Genomic DNA, 18,982 nt, shown 5'->3' on the forward strand with positions numbered 1-18,982 from the left:
AATTCGTCAGTTCATCACATTAAAATCCACTTCTATCGGTTTGTTCTTTTCAAAATCATGCAGCGTCAGTTTCCGAAGCTTGAAATAGCTCTGCCAATAGTTGCGCAGGGCGGAGATGTAGTTGCGCTGTGCTTCCTGACGGCGGCTGGTGGACAGTGTCAGGCTGTTGATGTCCGCCTTTCCGATGATAAAACGCTCCTGCGTTTGTTCATACGCCACTTTGGCAAGTTCCATCGCCTCTTCAGCGCTGCGGATCATCTGTTGCTGTACCGAGAAGTCACCCACGGTCATGATCACGTCTTCTTCCAGCCGGATTTCGCTTTCCTGTGCCGAAAGTTGCGTGATGTTCAGGTTGTTTTTCGCCATGTTGTACCGTCCTTTGCGAACGCCCCAGTCCACAATGGGGATGGTGAGCGTCAGCGCCAGAATGTCCTGCCGCAGCGGATTGCGGTATACATCACGGAACGTGGGAGCAATCTGGTTGAACCCCATGCTTGCGTTCAACCCGATGCTGAACAGCGATTCACGACGGGTGCGGTCGAGCGTTTGCTCCGATTCCAGAATACGCTGCTTGTGTTCCAGATACTGCGGGTTGTTCTCTTTGGCGAACATCAGGGCATCGTCCACGTTTACGATGACATCTTTGGGATAATCGGGCAGTTGCAGCGTTATTTTCGTGTCCTTATCCAGATTGAGGTAGGCCGCCAGGGCGAACATCGCCCGTTTCAAGCGCAGTTCGGCATTTTGAAGCGAGTTTTGAGCGTTTACGCGGTCGAGTTTCAGCGTGAGCAGTTCCGATTGTCCGATGGAGGCGATTTTGTGTTTCTCCTCACCGATCCGGTATAACCGTTCCGAGTTCCTTCGATTTTCCAACGCCAGTTGATGTTCGGCTTGCGCCATCGCCAAGTCGAAAAAGTAACCCGACGCAGTTTCAGCCGTGGTTTCCAGATTGGAGATCAATTCCTTTTGCGCCCGTTCGAACTTGAGCGGCTCAATCTTCTTTTCCCACTTAAACCGGTTGTAGCCCAACAACTCCTGCCGGTAACCAATACGGACGGGCACGCTGTTAAACTGGCTTCGTGCCAGGTCACCGAAGTTGCGGATGTAGCCCAGTTCGGTATCCACGAAAAACGTTCCACCCGTGAAGTCGAAGTTTTGCTGAGCGGCCAAGTTTCCGTAGGAATAGAGCGACTGCTGGCGGCGATACACGTCGATGTTCTGTTCCGAATCGTAACGGCGGGTAAAATCGCGGTTGTAGCGCAGTGGCGTGGCATAAAGCGTGAGTGACGGCAGCCGTGCCGCCTTAAACGTGAGGTATTCCCACCGGCTTGCCATATACATGTTCTTGGCACGAAACGCCGAGAGCGAACTGTCGTTTGCCAACGCCACGGTGCGCTGCAAATCGAGGGTTATTTCAGATTGTTGGGCGGAAACAGTGACTGAACCGAACCAACCCATAACCGCGAAAAGGAATAATAAACGGTTATATTTCATATTTTTATTATTTTAGAATAAAGATATCAAATTGGCACATTATACAATTAACACATTAATCATTCTCCACAGTCTTCATATCCGACGTTTTATTTCTATATATCGCCCAATAAACCACTGGCACCACAAAGAGGCTGACCAGCATCCCGATTACCATCGTCCCGATCATCCCGATGGCCAACGGTTTCTGCAATTCCGAACCCAAATCGAACGAAAAGAGCAGCGGAACCATTGCCAGAATGGTAGTGAGCGACGTCATTATAATGGCACGCAAGCGCTTTACGCCGCCCGTGTGGATGGCTTCCATCAGCGGAACACCCTGTTTGCGAAGTTCGTTGATCATATCCAGTTTCAGGATGCTGTCGTTGATGATGATACCGCTCGACACGATCAGCCCGATGGCACTCATCAGGTTGAGCGTATGTCCCGTTACCCAGAGCAACACCAATGCAAAAGCGATGTCGATGGGTATTTCCACCAGTACGATGAGCGGCTGCAGGAAGTTCTCGAACTGCGAGGAGAGGATAAAATACATCAGCAGCACGGAGACCAGCAGAATAACCACCAGCTCGCCCAGCATCTTCCGGTTGGAGAAGAAGCTGCCCGAAAAGGCCGCTTCCCACACATTATCTTGTCTGATAACCGTTTCAGCGTTTTTGATAAGCGTTTCGGGATGCTTCACGTTGTAGTAATTCATCGGGATGTACTCGCCGTTCTTGCCCGCCACGATGGTTTTGATGTCTTCGCCACGATGCACTTTCACGAGTGACTGCAACGGTATCATCGTTCCCGGATTGCCCGAAGTGGTGTTGGTTTTAACCAGCGTTTCACGCAGCACTTGCTGCACGGTTTGCTGTTTTCCCGCCAACGAAATGGGCAGGTATTGCTGGTACGAACGCAGCACGGCTATTTGGTTTTCGCGGAAAGCGGTGCGCAGCGTGCGATATACTTCGGCGTAATCGACGCTGTAAAGCAACAGTTTCTCCTTGTCGATGCTCACCGTGTATTGCTGTTCAAAGGGCACACCCTCGGCTTCCTCTCCGGTGGCGGCAAGCAGTTTTCGCTCCGTTGTGTGGATGGTTTCGGCATCGGGAACCTCCCCGCGGTTGGCGGGATAGAGTTGCAGGGCAATGTCTGCCTCGGAAGTATCGAATATCTTCTCGAACACGTTTTCGGGAGGCGAGAACGTAACCACGGCGTGCGGGTAATTCTTTTTTATCCACCCGGAAATGTATTGTTTCAGCTTGTCTATTTGCGATGCTTTACCGGTGCGGAAATAGAGTTGCGCTTCAGAGGGTGTGAGGTCGTTTTCCTTGTCGAGCAGGTACTGCCGGTGTCCAACGTACGCGGCATGTTCGGTGGTCATTTCGTCCGTCGATTTCATCAGATTGAAAACCCGCTCCCTGTTTTCGTCCACGTGAATGTTTTCGTTCCACTCCACCATTGCCACGGTTTCGGTGTGGTCGATGTGCGGCATGGAAGATTTGGGCATGACGCGAAACATCAGTACGCAAAACGGAACGGAAAGGATGATAAACAGAAACGTGACAGTTTTGTGGCGAAAGAAAATTTCGATTCCGCGGTCGTACCAACTGAAAGCCCGTTTATCGGCCTGCCGTTGTGTCCGGGCAAAGAAATCGCCAATCTTGTTGGGGCGTATTTTCATGCCGTACACCAACTTGTACAGCACGGGCAGCAAAATTATTCCCGTGAAGTAGGAGATAAGCAGACCCACGCTTACGGCAAACGCCTGTGCAAAGAAGATGGCTCCGGCTATGCCGCTCATGAACACCAGCGGCACGAACACGGCAATGGTGGTGAGCGTGGAGCTGAGCACGGGCGTGATGACCTCGTTGGTTCCCTTGATGCACGACTCTTCCAGCGAGTAACCCTGCATCCGGTATTGGCTGATGATGTCGGTTACGATGATGGCGCTGTCGATCATCATTCCCACGGCGAGGATCAGTCCCGAAAGGGTGATGATGTTGAGCGATTGCCCGAAGAGGTAGAAAAAGATAAACGTGGTGAGCAGCGCGGTTGTCATACTGATACCGATAATTATCGGAGATTTGGCATCGCCCAGGAAAAGCAGCGCCACGATGAAGACGAGCAGAAAGCCGAGCGTGAGGTTTTCCCGCAGGTTGGCGATGGTGTAATCCAGCAGTTCGGTCTGGTTGCGGTTCACGGTAAATTGCACGTCGGGATAGGTGCGTTCCAGGTCGGCAAGCGTGGCGTGGAGCGATTTCTTGAGGCTTTTCATGGTTTCGTCCGCCTGTTTAATAACTCCTAAGGTAACCGCCCGTTTTCCGTTAATAAGAGACATTCCCGTTTCGGGTTGGCGCGCCACCTCAATTTTTGCCAGATCTTTGAGCTGAAAAATGCGGTCGCCCTTGCGCAGGTAGATATTGCGCACATCTTCGGGCGTGCGCAGCAGCGAGGAGAACTTGATGTTGTACTCGTAATAGCCGTCGCGCACAATCATGCTTCCGGGCTCGATGTTGTTGGCCGCGAGGGTGTTTTCGATATCGTTTAAACTGATGGAGGCGGATTCCAGCATGGGAAGGTCGGGTACGATCTGAAGATGCCGGTACATCAGTCCGGTCATGTCCGCCATGGCCACTTCGGGCAGTTGCTCGATGCGGCGTTTCACCACGTTGTCGGCAAAATCGGACAGGTCCAGGAATTTTTGCTCGTCGGTATCGGTGTAAGGCGCATCGTCTTTTAGCGTGAGGTTCAGGTAGAACACGGGAATATCGGTAGCGCTGGCTTTAATTACTCGCGGACGGCGGAAATCGCGGGGCAGGCTGTTCATCGCGGCGTCAATCTTTTCGTTCACCTCGATAAATGCCAGGTCGGTATTGGTGCCGAAATCGAATTTCAGGCGCACCAATGCCGAGCCGTCGCGGGTCTCGCTGCGGATGTCGCGCAGTTTGCCCACCTGCATCAATTGGCGGCGGACGGGTTTGACCACGGTGTTTTCCAGTTCGCGTGCCGACATGTTGTCGCCCGTCACCTGCACGGTAATTTCGGGAATGGCAATGTCGGGCAGCAGCGACACGGGCAGCGTGTTGTAGGTGATGATGCCGATAATTACGCAGGCCAGAAAGACCATGAGGACGGCGATGGGACGGCGGAGGAGGAATTTGATCATATTGTGTATTATTGACTATCTACTCTTAGTTGCTGACAGAGTTGTGAGATTTAATTAATTTAGTATCATTAATTTCAGGTGTTTGAATAGTTCGTATATAATTTCTTGAAAAATCATACTCTACTATTTTTCTGAGATCTTCCATATATATTGTGGGTGTGTCAGTATTTATAAAAAACCTCGTTGAGTGCAAATATTCTTGGGGACCTTGTCCCTTTGTTCCAATTTGATTTAAAAATTTTCCGGAAACATCGAAAGCGTAAAATGTATTTCCTGATATGAAAATGACACTATCCTTGAGTATTATTTTAGGGATAGGGGTATATACCACTAAACATTTTTCCTTAGTTTCCAAAGGAACAAGATCGATCGATGAAAATAGGTCAGAACAATAAACTCTCTGATGTTTTTCCACACTTCCGACCAAATCTATAACAGGATATTCTAATGGTACTTCTTTATGAGTACATGCCAAAAAAAACAATATAAAACTAATAAAAAAGAATATTTGTTTCATCATAAATTAGTTTTTAATTTATCCTATATGTTTTAATTCTTGTGCTTTATCAACATAATTACCGGATTGGATTCTTCGTTAAGGGTTGCAGCAATCTCTTTTAATTTACCTTTCAGTTCACCTTTCTCATAATCTTCAACCAATCGATGAGCTTCTAAAGGTTGCCAAGACTCGATTTCGTGATTCACAGGTCTTAACCAGTTCATGTATAGCTCTTTTTTTGTTGAATAATCGCCGTTATATACCGTGTAATTAAAAAAAGCTTTTTCCTGCCTGTCGTACATCATAAAAGTTTTTGGAAATCCTCTTTCAGTGTCCCAGTCAAATACATTTTTTATTGTTTCGAAGAAGAAATAATGGTCTGAAAGTTGTCTCAACATAAGGAAGACTCCGGGATCCATAGATCTGATTGGCGGCGTTCTTGCGATAGACGGATGTATACTATAATCCGGCAACAATGAATATATGGTATCACACGAGTGGTCTAACAAAAACCAATCTCCTTTGAATGGGATTATGGTGCGATAATATCCTGGAGATATGGTATACGTCGTCTCGCTTGCTCTGTCGATCTTCTGTTGCTCTAAATACAACCTTTCTTTATATGGAATTTTTATCTCTTTGGTAATACTTCCATCTTTTTTGGATACAATAACGAAAGATATCTCTTTATTATACTCATCGTAACAGATCAAATTATCTTTATCGTAATTGAACATCTCGGTGTAAAACATAGAACCGCCACCTTCTTTGTGATTAAAGCTTCTTTTATATTTCCCATTTAAGTCATATACCACAATTTTTCTTCTTGAATGGTCGTTTATGAAAATTTCTCCGTTCTCTTCATCCAGCCTGATGATCAACGAAGATACATATTCTTCGCCTCCTTGCCCTTTACGGTTTATTACCCTCAATGCTTTCCCGTTTCTGTCATAAACAAAAATATTTCCGTCCCCTGTTCGGTTTCTTACCAATATAATTTCTTTGCCAACATCCTGCACAAAACCTTGATTAAGAAATTCATCGTTGGTTTCCAGCGGAATATACTCTACATCCATAAAATCCTGAAGGATCAGTTCCTTTTTGGGGTAATTCGTTTTCGTAACATCAACAATTATTAATTTATCGGTTGATTGTTTATTTCCATCTGTGCAGCCAGATATAATCGCAAACAAGATGAGTGCCAGGTATAATTTTGATGAACTCATTTTTTATGTTTTATAAGCATGATTATTGGATTCGAGTCTTCATCTAATGTCGAAGCAATTTCTTTCAACTTACCTTTCAATTCTCCCTTCTCGAAAGATTTAAGCAATTGATAAGCTTCCAGGGGATACCAGTATCCTATTTCATGGTTAACAAGTCTTATCATGTCCATATAGATTACTTTCTTAATTGAAAAATCTCCATTGTATACTGTATAATTGAACATAGCTTTTTCCTGTTCATCATACATCATAAATGATCTTGGAAATCCATCTTTTGTATTAAAGTCATACACGTTTTTAATGGTTTCCATAAAATAATATCGGTCCGAAATTAACCTCAAAATCAAAAAAAATTGTGGTTCCGTATTTTGGATAGGTGGGTTTCTTACGATTATTGAAGTCAAATTATTGTTCGGTAAAAGCGTGTAAATCGTATCGGATGAAAGTTCTAGTAATATCAAGCCATCTTTAGAAGGAATTATATTACTATACTCACCTGGAGATACAGTATACACCATGTCATTTACTTCATCTTTTAGTTGTTGCCGTAGGAATAACTTCTGCTTAACCGGAATCTCAATTTCCTTGGTAATACTCCCATCCTCTTTAGATATAAGAAAGAATGATGTCTTCTTGTTTAAGTAATCATAACACATTAGATTTTCTTTGTCGTAATTTAATATATCTGTATAGACAATAGCTCTGTCAGTATCTTGGTGTTTAAAACTTCTTTTAAAATTTCCAAATAGGTCATATACAACAATTTTTCGTGCAAATAGGTCATTGACGAACATTTCTCCCATATCCTCATCTAATGTGATTCCTAAAATATCTGTATATTCTGTTCCGCTTTGTCCCTTATGATTTATTTTCCTAACAGATTTGCCACTCCTATCGTAAACAAAAATATTTCCATCATCATTTCGATTTATTACTAAAATAAAGTTCTTACCGATGTCCTGAACAAAGCCCTGATTAACAAAATCATCATTCGTCTCCAACGCGACATATTCCACATCCATGAAATCCTGAAGGATCAAATCCTTTTTGGGATAATCCCTTTTTGTAACATCTACGGTTATTAGATCATCGGATGATTTTTTAATTTTTTCTGTACATCCAACAATTATTGTTAATAGGAAGATTGTCAGAGTGAATTTTATCGTTTTCATTTTTTATGTTTTATAAGCATGATTACCGGGTTGTCTTCTTCCTCCAATTCCGAGGCAATTTCTTTTAATTTACCTTTCAGCTCTCCTTTCTTGTAGGCTTCAACAAGATCCGAGGATTGTAGAAGTTGATGTTGCGCAATTTCCCTGCTTATGGAATTCGACCCGAAATAGACTGATTTCTTATTTATAAAATCATCGTTATAAATCGAATACTCGAAAATGGCTTTTTCCTGTTTATCGTACAACAAATCGGTAACAGGAAACCCTTTCATCCGTTCCAAATCGAATTCTTTTTTAAGCGCTTGCATAAAAACGTATTGTTCCGTAATAACTGTTGGGAAAAGGAACACTTGTGGCTCCATAGTATGTATGGAAGGTGTTCTTGTCATAAAGGGTGTTGAAGTTTCCGTTTAAATCATATACCAATATTTTTCTCGCAGTGTAGTTTACAACAAACATTTCATTTTTTTCTTCATCCAGCACAATTTCATTTATTTGAGTGTATTCTTCACCGCTTAGCCCAAAACGGTTTATTTTCCTCAATCCTTTTCCTGTTTTTCTATCGAAAACAAAAATATCCCCATCTATAATTCGGTTTGTAACTAATAGGATATTTTTACCGACGGATCTCACAAATCCCTGTGTAATAAACTCATCGGTAGTTTCCAGTGGAATATATTCCACATCCATAAAATCTTGTAGGAGCAGTTCTTTTTGGGGATAACTTTTCGAAACGTCAACAGTAATTAAATCATTGTTTTGATTGGTTTGTTTGCATCCTGCAAATGTGGCTAACAAAATGATTGCTAAAATTAAATTTGTTGCTTTCATATTCTTTTCCATTTTATTATTTCAGGCTTTCAGTTTTCACCTTTTGCTGTTGTTTATGATAGCGAGTTTTCAACCCTTTTTTAAGATGCGTTTTCATTCATTGTCTTCGGCCTTTTCTGTTACCGTTACGGGCGATTCGTGCGCCAGATTAATGTTTCCGCTCACGATAATTTGGTCGCCTTCTTTCAGCGTTTCGCTGGTGATGGTGTATTCGGTGGCGTTTTCCAATCCGGTTTGTACGTAATTCCAAATTGCTTTTCCATCTACAACGGTAAAAACCACCTGTTTTCCAGTACGGAGCACAACGGCAGTTTTTGGAACAACCCACTGCTTGCCTGCCGAGCGGAACGTACTCACACGTACATTCATTCCTTCCACCAATCGCGCGTGATAATTAACAGCGGCTTTTATCTGCACCATTCCGTTTTCGTTTACCCACGGGTTGATTTCCGAAACACGTCCGCTTACCTCCAATCCGGGCATCGAAAAAGGAACGATTTTCATGTTATCGTCAATGTTAATAAAGCCAAGTTCGTTTTCCAGCACGGTAAACTGCACTTCGAGGCTGCGTGTATCAATGATGTTGCAAAACACTTCGCTTGGAGAAGAGAGCGTATGCGGTTTGGCAAACAGGTTGGCTATGACACCGCCGATGGGCGCGGTGAGCGTGGCGCGCTGCAAATCGTGCGTTGCCATATTGAACTGCGTTTGCGCCGAATTGAATCCGCTTTTTACGCGGGCAAGCTGCATCACGTCTGCCGGAACGGTGCCGAGGCTATCTAATTTATAACCCTGTCCGATAAGCACATCCTGCATCTCCAGGCGGCTCCTGTCCAGCGCGTCTTTTGCCTGCTCCAACCGGTTGTTGATAGAATAGGTGTCGAGTACGGCGATGCGCTGTCCCTGAGAAACGCGTGAACCGTTTTTCACAAATATCTGCGCGATAGTTTCCGAGGTTTGAAACTTGAGCTCCGCCACCGTGCGTGCCGATATTTTTCCGTTACTCACCAATTCGTGTTCAAAATCCACGGTTTTGAGCGTGATGGCGGTTACTTCCGCCGGCGCGTCGGGCAACAGTTGTTGGACGGTTTCGTCGGGTTTTTCTTTCTTGTCGGCGTTGCAAGCGGAAAAAGCGATAAGCGCAATTCCCAAGACAAGGGCGGTGGTAGTGCGAGAAAGGTGTTTCATATTTTTTTAGATTATCAAAGAGATTTATTGGCAAAATAGCGTTAAGTATCAATATTTTGAATTTTCTATTTTAATGTTATTATGCGAACAATAGGATTGCTGTCTATATCCAGTTTATCCATTATTTTTTTGAAGGCCCCGGGTTTAAATTTCTCATCTTCAATTTTAGATAAGTATATCGCTGAAACTAATTGGTTTGGTACACACGAATCAAATAAATAACTTGAATAGGGAACTTCGATCAATGGACCGTTTGTAATATCATCCGTAAAACCTGATTTTCCGCCTTTTCCGGGCGAAAAAATTCGTTCGGTTTTCACATTATACACTGCAAAACTGCGTTTATCGGTACAATAAGGGATATACAAAATATCTTTATATGCTTTTATTTCTCCGATTACAATGGTGCTTTTTTCTATAACACTGCCTTTATCTAATCGATATTGATCTTCACGGGGATTTACAGCTTTTTTGCCACAGTCGATAAAGTATGCAGGACTTTTATTTAAAGACTTGTCTATGGCATAAATGTAATCCGAAATATAATTCTTGTAATATATTTTTTCGTTATGATTGAAGAAATAAGGCGCCCAAAGTTGCATACCGTATTTTTTATTGTCCGAAAGAGTAGCTTTCCTCAAAACCTTTCCCTTATCGTTTATTAGAAACATTTCGTTTTTACTCTGCAAATACAGCATGTTGTTCACTAAATAATTATTGTTTGTTTTTATCATTCTGTTTGCGACATAGGGGCCGGAAAAAACAGAATCGAATTTGCCGTCAAAATCATACACGTAGGTTTGACCGGCATAGGAATCCATCAGGAAACATTTTTTTCTTGTATCATCCACATAAATGCCAAACATTTTTTTATATTCTCCCGGCCCTTGTCCTTTCTTCCCAATGGTGTTTAAGAACTTTCCGGAGTTGACATCGAATCGATATACTTTATCTGCCAAAAAATCGTGCACAAAGATGTACTGAGAAGTAGCGATAATCTGTAGCTCCTCATTTAAAAGACATTCTCTTTTTGTTTCCAAAGGGACGTATTTGATAGCTGAAGCATACTCGCTAATTTTATTTTCCTTGTATGCAAGATTCTTATACAACGGAATATTTTTCACTTGTGCATTTATTGGTAATATGTTAGCAATAAAAATCAAGAAAATAGGATAATGCTTCTTCATTTTGTACTCCTTTCTATATGTTTACACGATTTCTGAATTTAATGTGTTTCATTTTATGCATTATTATGCAAAGATAAAATTAAATTCACAATCTACGAACAAATCGTAATGTTTTTATTCTTTGTTTTTTAAATGCGTATTAATATTAAATTTTAGCTTTCAATTTATACAATATGATTACCGGATTTTCGTCTTCGTTTAATAAATTGACTAATTTTTCTAACTCTTGTTGGCGTTTAGGGCATTTTACTTTGATTCCCTTCTTTTTATTTTCAGTATAAACCTCTTTTAGCTTGGCGGGAAGAATGCTAACAGCAATATAATCAGGATTGATAGCATTCAATTGCGACAATTTGTATCCACCATCCACATCGTTTTCCCAACCTCCACCAACAAGTGTCCCATATTTGCTCACTTCATCGGGATATTGCGTCCAAGATTTGGTTTCGTGCGAATGTTTATCGTAATAAACCAACCAACGTTTTTTATCCAACGAAAAAGACGCCAACAGATAACCATCGGTTTCACAGCAACTTAATCCATCAATAAAATTACTCCTTTCCGCTTCCAACAGACGAATGTCTTTGAATGCTTCCCGGTTGATTTTATATTTGCCCTGATGCAGGATGTATCTTGGCGTAATAGTATTTTTGCTTACGGAATACACGGTGTCGGTTACGCAAGTGTGTACGCAAACCGTGTCCCCATACCACCATATCGTGGGACTGTGCGCCATTCCTTTTGGATAATACGGCTGCAATTTCTTCAACTGCACCGTATCGCCTTTGTCATTGAGTATCCCGGTTACAAAAAGATTTGGGTCATCCATGGCAATTCCGTGATGCAGGTTAATGACAAACCGATTGGTATCGGACATGTTTATTTTGAACACTTCGTCGGAAACGGGCAATGAACTCAGGTAGTTTCCTTGAACATCATATCGAAGTATTTTGCGGTTGAAGTTGCTGTTGATGGCTACGACGGTGTCGAGCAGGGTGGAAGAACGAATGCCCAGATGCTCTGTAGGGCCTTGTCCTTTTTTCCCGATTTCGCGCAGGAATTTCCCTTGCCGGGTATAACAAAGCAATCGGTCGGAAACTTCCAGAAGCAGGTACTTATCGTTTATCGACACTCCAAAAATGGTGCCGACGAGCGAAGCGGGATATTCCGGACGTATGTATTCGATACTTTCTATAAAATCACTCATTTTCATCGGCTCAGTGGGCGATTGAACGGCCTTTTCCAAATCGATGACGGGAATGGGGTTTTCAACAACTTGTAAAGGATCTCGGTGCTTACTGCCTGTACATGCAATAAAAGCGACAGAAATTATCAGAAAGAAGAGTTGTTTTTTACTCATTATGGTGATCTTTTAACGTAAAAACTGTTCTTATTTCAACTTTATTTTTACCAATACCGGATTACTGTCTTCGGTGAGAGACATAAAAGGCGGTTTTGAACCGTCTTCGTTAATTCAGGGCTTGTTATATCAGTAATAAACAGCATTTTCACACATAAATCTTTATCAAGAATAAAAAAATATGGTTTTGTTCCTATTTCATACAGAGGAAAATCATCTTTTTTGTAAAAACTAATACCACCTTACCGTAATAATTCTCTTTAAAACGTTGTTCTATATCAGCAATACATAAAATGTTTGGATTGGTTTCGAAATCAGGAAAAAAACTCCTTTACATCATTAAAAACTGCTTCAACACATGGGCGACACATATTCTGATTTAACCCTACTACCAATTTGGGTTGATCCGTAATAGAAAGAATAGGAATGATATTGCCGTCATTTGATCCCACATAAATTGGTGAATTGCCTATACTGTATTGTTCATATTTAAACCTATTGATCGTTATTCCCTTGGATTCATCAAACATGAATTCGATGCTCTCCAAGTGTTCCAATCTGTGTTTCACATTATTTAACTCAGTCTTATATAATTGGATTAAAAACAATAAGCCGACATTAAATAACAAAAAACATATTGTAATACATAATAAAATTATTGACTTTGATTTATTTTTCATTTGAACCAGTATTTAATTAATATAGGATTTTCTTCCATTTCAGATTTCAACAATTCTTCAAAAATTTCTTTTTGGTTATCATCCAACATCTCTTTTGTGATACGTTTTTCTAAATCAACCCATTGACAGGGCATCAAAACATATTCGTCCGTAACAATTATCTCCTCGCCTCGATATGAGTTAAATTGAACTTTTTCGGTAAATTCAGAAATATATTTTGACTTTCTGCTCGCCCTGTCGTATATCACATTTACTTTGTCATCCAAATCAATTCTTGAAAGCGAGGCAAATACATATTTACTGTTATGTCTTACTGAGTGTATCAGGTAAGGAAATTGATCGAATAATTCTTCTACACATTTAGATAGGGATCTTTCTGATTCTTTTGAGAAAACAGCAGTTTTTCCTTCCCTGGTATACGTGCCAAAATCGAATCGAAAAGCGGCTTCAAGTTTTCTACTACCCATTTGGTATACTATAGGATGAACAGGTCGAAAAAAAAACCAATCTCCTCGGTACTGATATGGATTATTAGAAAAACTACCCAAACGACTATTTTCTTTAAATTCTTGATGTAACAACTTTTGCTCGTCAAGGTTAAAATAAATAATTTTTTCAGGTTCGAACATTGTATGAAAAACATGAGTCTGTGCATCTATAGCAGCAATGGTATGAACAACGCGAAAACCGGGAAAAGTAATTGTTTTTGTTTCGATATAATTCCCCAATAAATCATAAACATGCACCTTGCCGTAAGCTTCCAATACTTCAAGATTACTTGAAAAAGGGTTGATTGTAAAATCTTGTATCATAGAATATTCACCCTTGCCTTGTCCTTTGTTATCTATTTTGGATTTAAATCTGCCAAATTTATCAAAAACAAAAATTATGCTTTGTTTTGGATCTAATATGTAATAATTATCTTGATGAATTAGCATCTTTTTCACACCTACAAGAAGCACATCATTTGACGTTTCTAGTGGAATTAATTCAATGGAACGAAAATAATCGAAAAGAGAGACTTTCTCCGGACGGTCCAGATCGACAAAAATAGCACCATCTGTCTGTGGCTTTTGCTTACACATTGTGAAGAATACCACAATCAAGAGTATGAATACTTTCTTCATTATTGCTTATCAAATTAAAATTCTAAAAAGATGTCCGACGTTATTGGCACCGAACATCTTTTTGTATTGTTATTATAATGGACAAATAGAAAATGGATCTCCATTTGCTCTGCATGAACAAATCAAATTACCAGTAAATTCATGACATTCTTTCCCAAGACAATGTCCATAGTCGCATGTGATAGCAGGTGAGCACCGACAGGCATCAACCTGTTCACCACAGACTGAACAATATAGAGTCTCCCCACGAGCAAGAGCTTCTATGCTAGCCAAAGAGAAGTTAACATCTAATCCGTTATTAAATGCAAGTTTCAAATTCAAAGCAGCCAAGACAAATAGTGCTGCCGTACATATAAAAAGTATTTTCTTTTTCATGAATTTCAGTTTTAAAATTATTACTTTTCCTGATTCGTTTATTAGTTTGCCATATCTATCCTTTCAATAGCTCAAGCCCGTAGCTTGTAATGTTTGTTGCTTATAACTCATTTCATTAAATTGACAGATAATGAGCAACATATATTGTCGCTGTTTGTTCTATAGGTCACAGAGAAAGTAACTACAAATCAATAAACTTGAAACCACTAAGAAAATCAGTAAAATATAATAGAAATGTCTCATTCGAAATATAAGCGTTGTTGTTAGAAATATGTATCTATAATTAAAAGGTTTATAAGAAAATTTACGGATTCAATCTGCTTACGCTGAATAAGATAAGTAAATATGTTTATTTTTCAACTTTAATTTTCAGCAGTATGTCATTCTCTTCTATGTTCGTTTTTAACAATAGTTGATCTCGTTCATCAATTTTGCAATAAACTGATTGACTGTCTACAAATATAGGCCATACATTTATTATTTCATCATTTAAATGTATAGGAGCGCCATATTTGTCATTAACCGAAGAAGCAATATTTCTATATAACAACTTGCTCGTTTCAATATCCCAAATGTCTTGATATAATTTATTATTATAATAAAAAGTCATAAAATATAAATTGTTGATTATTAAACCATAATCGTTGGTTATATAATTCTTGAATTTATTGTTTTGGGAAACATCAGAAAGTATTTCAATTGGGATGGCTAGCCTTCCTTTTTCAATAAAGAAGTAAGGTTGCACTTTATTTGGGTATATTTTATAAATGGTATCCGAAGAGATCGGTTTAATACATTTAGTATGATTGCTTTGTATAAAATCATTAATTAAAATATATCCCCTGTCAGCATAATTTTCATTATTAAAATTTGTGCCAATGAATTCATTCATGATATTGAAAGAATGATCCAAAATACCTACTAATTTACTCTTATTAGCATAAGGTGAATAACTGACTACATAAAAGTTATTATCTAAATCTATAATACTTCCTATATTGTCAATTGTAATTTCTCCGAGGTATCTTCCATTAAGTTGATACTCCAACATCTTTTTCTTAAACATATCGTGGATATAGAATGTAGAGTCAATTGAATTGTAAACAACATTTGATATGGAATTATATTCGTTCGGACCCTCTCCCTTAGAATTTATTTTAAATTTAAATTTTCCGGTTTGGTCGAAGAAAAAGATCATATTATTATCTAATAAGCATATATACTGGAGAGTGGTGAATTTTATATTAACATTAGAAATTAAGGAACTGTCAGTAGTCTCAAGCTTAATTATCTCTTTGTATCCTGCCATTTGATCCATTAAAAAAGATCTTTTCTGTTTGTCTATATTTTCGTATACTTTTAATGTTTGTAGATTTCCCTTATCATTGCTTTTAGTACATGATAGAATAAGAAATACTAATATATATAAAATAATTGGTAATTTTTTCATTTAATTCACAAAATTAATTTTAATGATTCTTCTGTTGGAGTTTGAAATTTTATTTGATCTATCTTTCCATTCTTAATTTTTAAAATGCAGGGATATATTTGTTTATCTTTTGGATAGGTAGAAAGGTAAAGTTGTATTGGTGTTTACATCTATTTTGTATTTAAGATCTTTCATTGAAATAATATTAGTAAAAATAAAGATCATTAAACTTCTCCCCTTCCTTAGACAGTTTCTATTCACATCGAATAATATCTATCAGATTGGAAGTTCCTATGAGAGTAAATCAGCGAAATTATATAAAACAGCCTATCTGTTAACAAGAACAAGAAAACGTATTGAGACACTTTTTTCACAATTGTGTGATCAATTTATGATCCGTCGAAACTACGCCAAGTCTTTTGACGGCTATAAAACAAGAATATTGTCAAAAATAACATCAGTTACTGTTATTCAGATGATTAATAAACTTTTAAACAGAAATATAAACAACTAAAAAACGCTCATAGTCTAAATGCACTATGGGTTGATTTATTATTTTACAAGTCGATTTCAAACTCTATCAGGGTAGGGTCTGGCAAGTTAGATATTGCATATATTTTTTTATCATTTGGAAGGGCTGCAATATTGTTAATAGGAACGTCTAAATGATAGTGTACTACAGGATTTCCTTCCCAATCAAAAACATATATATCTTTAGCTTCAAATGCTCTTTCTCTTAATTCTGATATTTTGTTACCCGAATATAAAGAATAAATATATTTGTCTGTCACATAAACATCTCTAAAGGCGCTTATGCCCTCTTTGGTAATTGGACTAGACATGCCACTTCCTTCATTTTGTACGGTGTACATTGGATAATCACACACCAGTAAAAATTTTTGATTAATTACTGAACTCTGAATATCGTAAATTCCGATAATAGTGCCGTAATAAGATACGTATACTATTTTCTTTTTGTCTGGACTAATATTTAATGTCCCTTGATAAGCCAGGGCAATATTCCTATGATCTATTTTTTTTTCTTCTTTGCTTTTAACCGGAAAATCAGCAAAATATCCTATATCGTTATTATGCTGATCAATCAATTTAAACATATTTGACTCATATAATCCGAAAGCTATATAGTTATCGTATGCAGTTGGAAACACAAAGGAATTGGAAATTGAATTGAAATTCATAATTTTTTCATAAAAAACATTTCCTGCCATCAATGAATCCAACCATATTTTCTTGAGTGTGTTATCCAATAAGTCATATATTAAAAAGGAATTAGTTGAAGAATGTATCAAAGATGTAGGATGTAAAAATTCATTTGGGCCTTGTCCTTTTTCCCCCATACCATTAATATATATATTGTTTTTTATATCAAACAGATGAAGTATTGGTTGAGCAGAATAATCAAGAGCAATTAAGATGGAATCAACAATTAGCATTTTTCCTGCACTTCCAATTAAATAAGTCTTATCATCAATTATTTTTTTATGTTCAAGAGAGCTACTCTGTTGAAACATCTCATTTATTTTCTTTTTTTTATTCACACAAGACGAGAATAAACAAAGAAATATTATGATATAAATTATTTTCCTCATACTTTTATCCATCATATCTTAATTGCTTGTCTGGTTTTTCGGGAGTATCATATTACCAATGCAATTGCGAATATACTGCTTAAAATTGTTTTTTTAGTCATAATAACGTCTTTTTTGATTTATAAAAACTGTTGTTGTGCCATATCTATCCTTTCAATGGCTCAAGCCCGTAGCTTGTGATGTTTGTCGCTTTTTTCTTCTTTGTCTGCTACCTCTTTTTTATGTGTTCGTAAAGGGCAAAAATAGAATTTCATAAGGAGTTAGCAATATCTGTATTGATGTTTTAAATTTATATCCCAAACGCAATTATAACAAACTCATTATCAATACCTATTGCAAAAAGTTCATTGTTGTTGATTTCTCCAGCAATTCGAAGAAGTGGTATTCCTACATCTACAATCTTTATTAAGTTCCCATCATAATCATATAGGAAGATCGTTGTGGGGTTTTTTGAAAAATCCATACCAACAGATGATTCTTCTGTATTGTCTTTTTCATAATCACGTTGAATTGTAACAATATAATCTTTTGTCAATGTCATTTCTGCAGGACCTATTTGAGTATTTTTATCTAAAACTAATTCAGATTTTGTAATTTTATAATTTATATTAGGCATTATAGTGTTTTTCAATGTAAAATCATTTCCATCACTTCTTTCATAAATGTTTAATGAAAAAAAATTCATTAATGAATATATTAATAACTTTTTATCTTTGTTATAACCAATTGCTCCTTGAAATATATTATAGCCATTATTGATTTGTTCGTTTATTGGAAAAACACCAAACTCCTTTCTTGATGAATCATTATTTTCAAGAACAAATGGCATAGAGTTGCCTGGTAATAATGATAATATAGAATTATCATCAAGTTGTATTTTACGTGTTACTCTATGGTTATTCGATTTTGGCAATGGCGTATAATAATTTTTATCTAATTTCAAACTATCTATGGAAAATATTCCCTGTTTTTGACTGTTTAAATCAAAGACTAAAATAGAATTTCCTGTCCCTCTTTGAATAGCAGGTGTATTGAACTCATGCGGACCCTGACCAATTTTTCCCATCACGCCTATTTCTTTGTTCGTCTTAGTATCAATTACATGAATAAACCCATCCACTCCAAATGGATCTTGCCAAACACTATAGTTCCCAAATTTCAACAAAACCCCAGGCATTCTAGTGTAAATACTATCTGTAACTGTTTTATAAACAACGGATTCTCTGTGTACTTCTTTCTTCGAAGTACAGTTTAAGAAACAGCCAATAAAGGCTATTAAATAAACATATTTATATTTCATAATAATAATAAATAATTCTTAAATTAAAAAGTAAGTACAGAGAAACTTTCCTCTGTACTTTTCATTTTTATTAATGACTTGGATCATTTTTATGATGTGCCCATGAATATGTTTGGCCATCTTTACCAAGACAACTGTGATCTCTTTGACAAGCAATACAGTCAGTCTTTTGAGTAAACTCATCTCCTGTTTCAGCTTGTGCTAATGCCTCAACATTAACCAACGCAAAATCCGAAAGATTCGCATCGTTGTTCACACTTCGATTGATTCCCATTCCTGCAACCGCCACCAATGCAATTGCGAAAATACCGCTTAAAATTGTTTTTTTAGTCATAATAACGTCTTTTTTGATT

The 18,982-nt window shown here is 38.2% G+C and carries 14 protein-coding genes and 1 pseudogene; all 15 read right to left on the reverse strand.

Features of this window, described 5'->3' with window-relative positions; all coding sequences use genetic code 11:
• Nucleotides 1-6 precede the first annotated feature (6 nt).
• Nucleotides 7-1,494 (reverse strand): TolC family protein, encoded by a 1,488-nt coding sequence (locus tag KCV26_15090; GenBank protein WZX36599.1) that lies wholly within the window; start codon nt 1,492-1,494, stop codon nt 7-9.
• Between the two features lie 55 nt (nt 1,495-1,549).
• Nucleotides 1,550-4,645 (reverse strand): efflux RND transporter permease subunit, encoded by a 3,096-nt coding sequence (locus KCV26_15095; protein ID WZX36600.1) that lies wholly within the window; start codon nt 4,643-4,645, stop codon nt 1,550-1,552.
• A 25-nt stretch (nt 4,646-4,670) separates the two neighbouring features.
• Nucleotides 4,671-5,165, reverse strand: a complete 495-nt coding sequence (locus KCV26_15100) for a 6-bladed beta-propeller (protein WZX36601.1) — start codon at nt 5,163-5,165, stop codon at nt 4,671-4,673.
• A 29-nt stretch (nt 5,166-5,194) separates the two neighbouring features.
• The gene (locus tag KCV26_15105) at nt 5,195-6,370 is read right to left on the reverse strand and encodes a 6-bladed beta-propeller (protein ID WZX36602.1); all 1,176 of its coding nucleotides are present in this window, start codon (nt 6,368-6,370) and stop codon (nt 5,195-5,197) included.
• Complete coding sequence (locus KCV26_15110) at nt 6,367-7,542, reverse strand: 6-bladed beta-propeller (GenBank protein WZX36603.1); 1,176 nt, start codon at nt 7,540-7,542, stop codon at nt 6,367-6,369. The genes KCV26_15105 and KCV26_15110 overlap by 4 nt, the downstream gene beginning before the upstream one ends.
• A pseudogene (locus tag KCV26_15115) lies at nt 7,539-8,373 on the reverse strand (6-bladed beta-propeller). The gene KCV26_15110 and the pseudogene KCV26_15115 overlap by 4 nt, the downstream one beginning before the upstream one ends.
• A 93-nt stretch (nt 8,374-8,466) precedes the next feature.
• Nucleotides 8,467-9,561, reverse strand: coding sequence for an efflux RND transporter periplasmic adaptor subunit (locus tag KCV26_15120; protein ID WZX36604.1), 1,095 nt, complete (start codon nt 9,559-9,561; stop codon nt 8,467-8,469).
• A 65-nt stretch (nt 9,562-9,626) separates the two neighbouring features.
• Nucleotides 9,627-10,748, reverse strand: coding sequence for a 6-bladed beta-propeller (locus KCV26_15125; GenBank protein ID WZX36605.1), 1,122 nt, complete (start codon nt 10,746-10,748; stop codon nt 9,627-9,629).
• Between the two features lie 145 nt (nt 10,749-10,893).
• The gene (locus tag KCV26_15130; protein WZX36606.1) at nt 10,894-12,108 is read right to left on the reverse strand and encodes a 6-bladed beta-propeller; all 1,215 of its coding nucleotides are present in this window, start codon (nt 12,106-12,108) and stop codon (nt 10,894-10,896) included.
• A gap of 676 nt (nt 12,109-12,784) precedes the next feature.
• Nucleotides 12,785-13,915: a 6-bladed beta-propeller gene (locus KCV26_15135; protein ID WZX36607.1), complete on the reverse strand. Its 1,131-nt coding sequence runs from the start codon at nt 13,913-13,915 to the stop codon at nt 12,785-12,787.
• Nucleotides 13,916-13,987: 72 nt separating this feature from the next.
• On the reverse strand, nt 13,988-14,290 hold the full coding sequence (locus tag KCV26_15140; protein ID WZX36608.1) for a hypothetical protein: 303 nt from the start codon (nt 14,288-14,290) through the stop codon (nt 13,988-13,990).
• A gap of 349 nt (nt 14,291-14,639) precedes the next feature.
• On the reverse strand, nt 14,640-15,740 hold the full coding sequence (locus KCV26_15145; GenBank protein WZX36609.1) for a 6-bladed beta-propeller: 1,101 nt from the start codon (nt 15,738-15,740) through the stop codon (nt 14,640-14,642).
• 536 nt (nt 15,741-16,276) lie between these two features.
• A complete protein-coding gene (locus KCV26_15150) occupies nt 16,277-17,278 on the reverse strand; it encodes a hypothetical protein (protein ID WZX36610.1) in 1,002 nt (333 codons plus the stop codon).
• Nucleotides 17,279-17,618: 340 nt separating this feature from the next.
• The gene (locus tag KCV26_15155) at nt 17,619-18,629 is read right to left on the reverse strand and encodes a hypothetical protein (GenBank protein ID WZX36611.1); all 1,011 of its coding nucleotides are present in this window, start codon (nt 18,627-18,629) and stop codon (nt 17,619-17,621) included.
• Nucleotides 18,630-18,699: 70 nt separating this feature from the next.
• The gene (locus tag KCV26_15160) at nt 18,700-18,963 is read right to left on the reverse strand and encodes an NVEALA domain-containing protein (GenBank protein WZX36612.1); all 264 of its coding nucleotides are present in this window, start codon (nt 18,961-18,963) and stop codon (nt 18,700-18,702) included.
• Between the last annotated feature and the right edge of the window lie 19 nt (nt 18,964-18,982).

The organism is Petrimonas sulfuriphila (genome assembly GCA_038561985.1).
Classification (GTDB): domain Bacteria; phylum Bacteroidota; class Bacteroidia; order Bacteroidales; family Dysgonomonadaceae; genus Petrimonas; species Petrimonas sulfuriphila.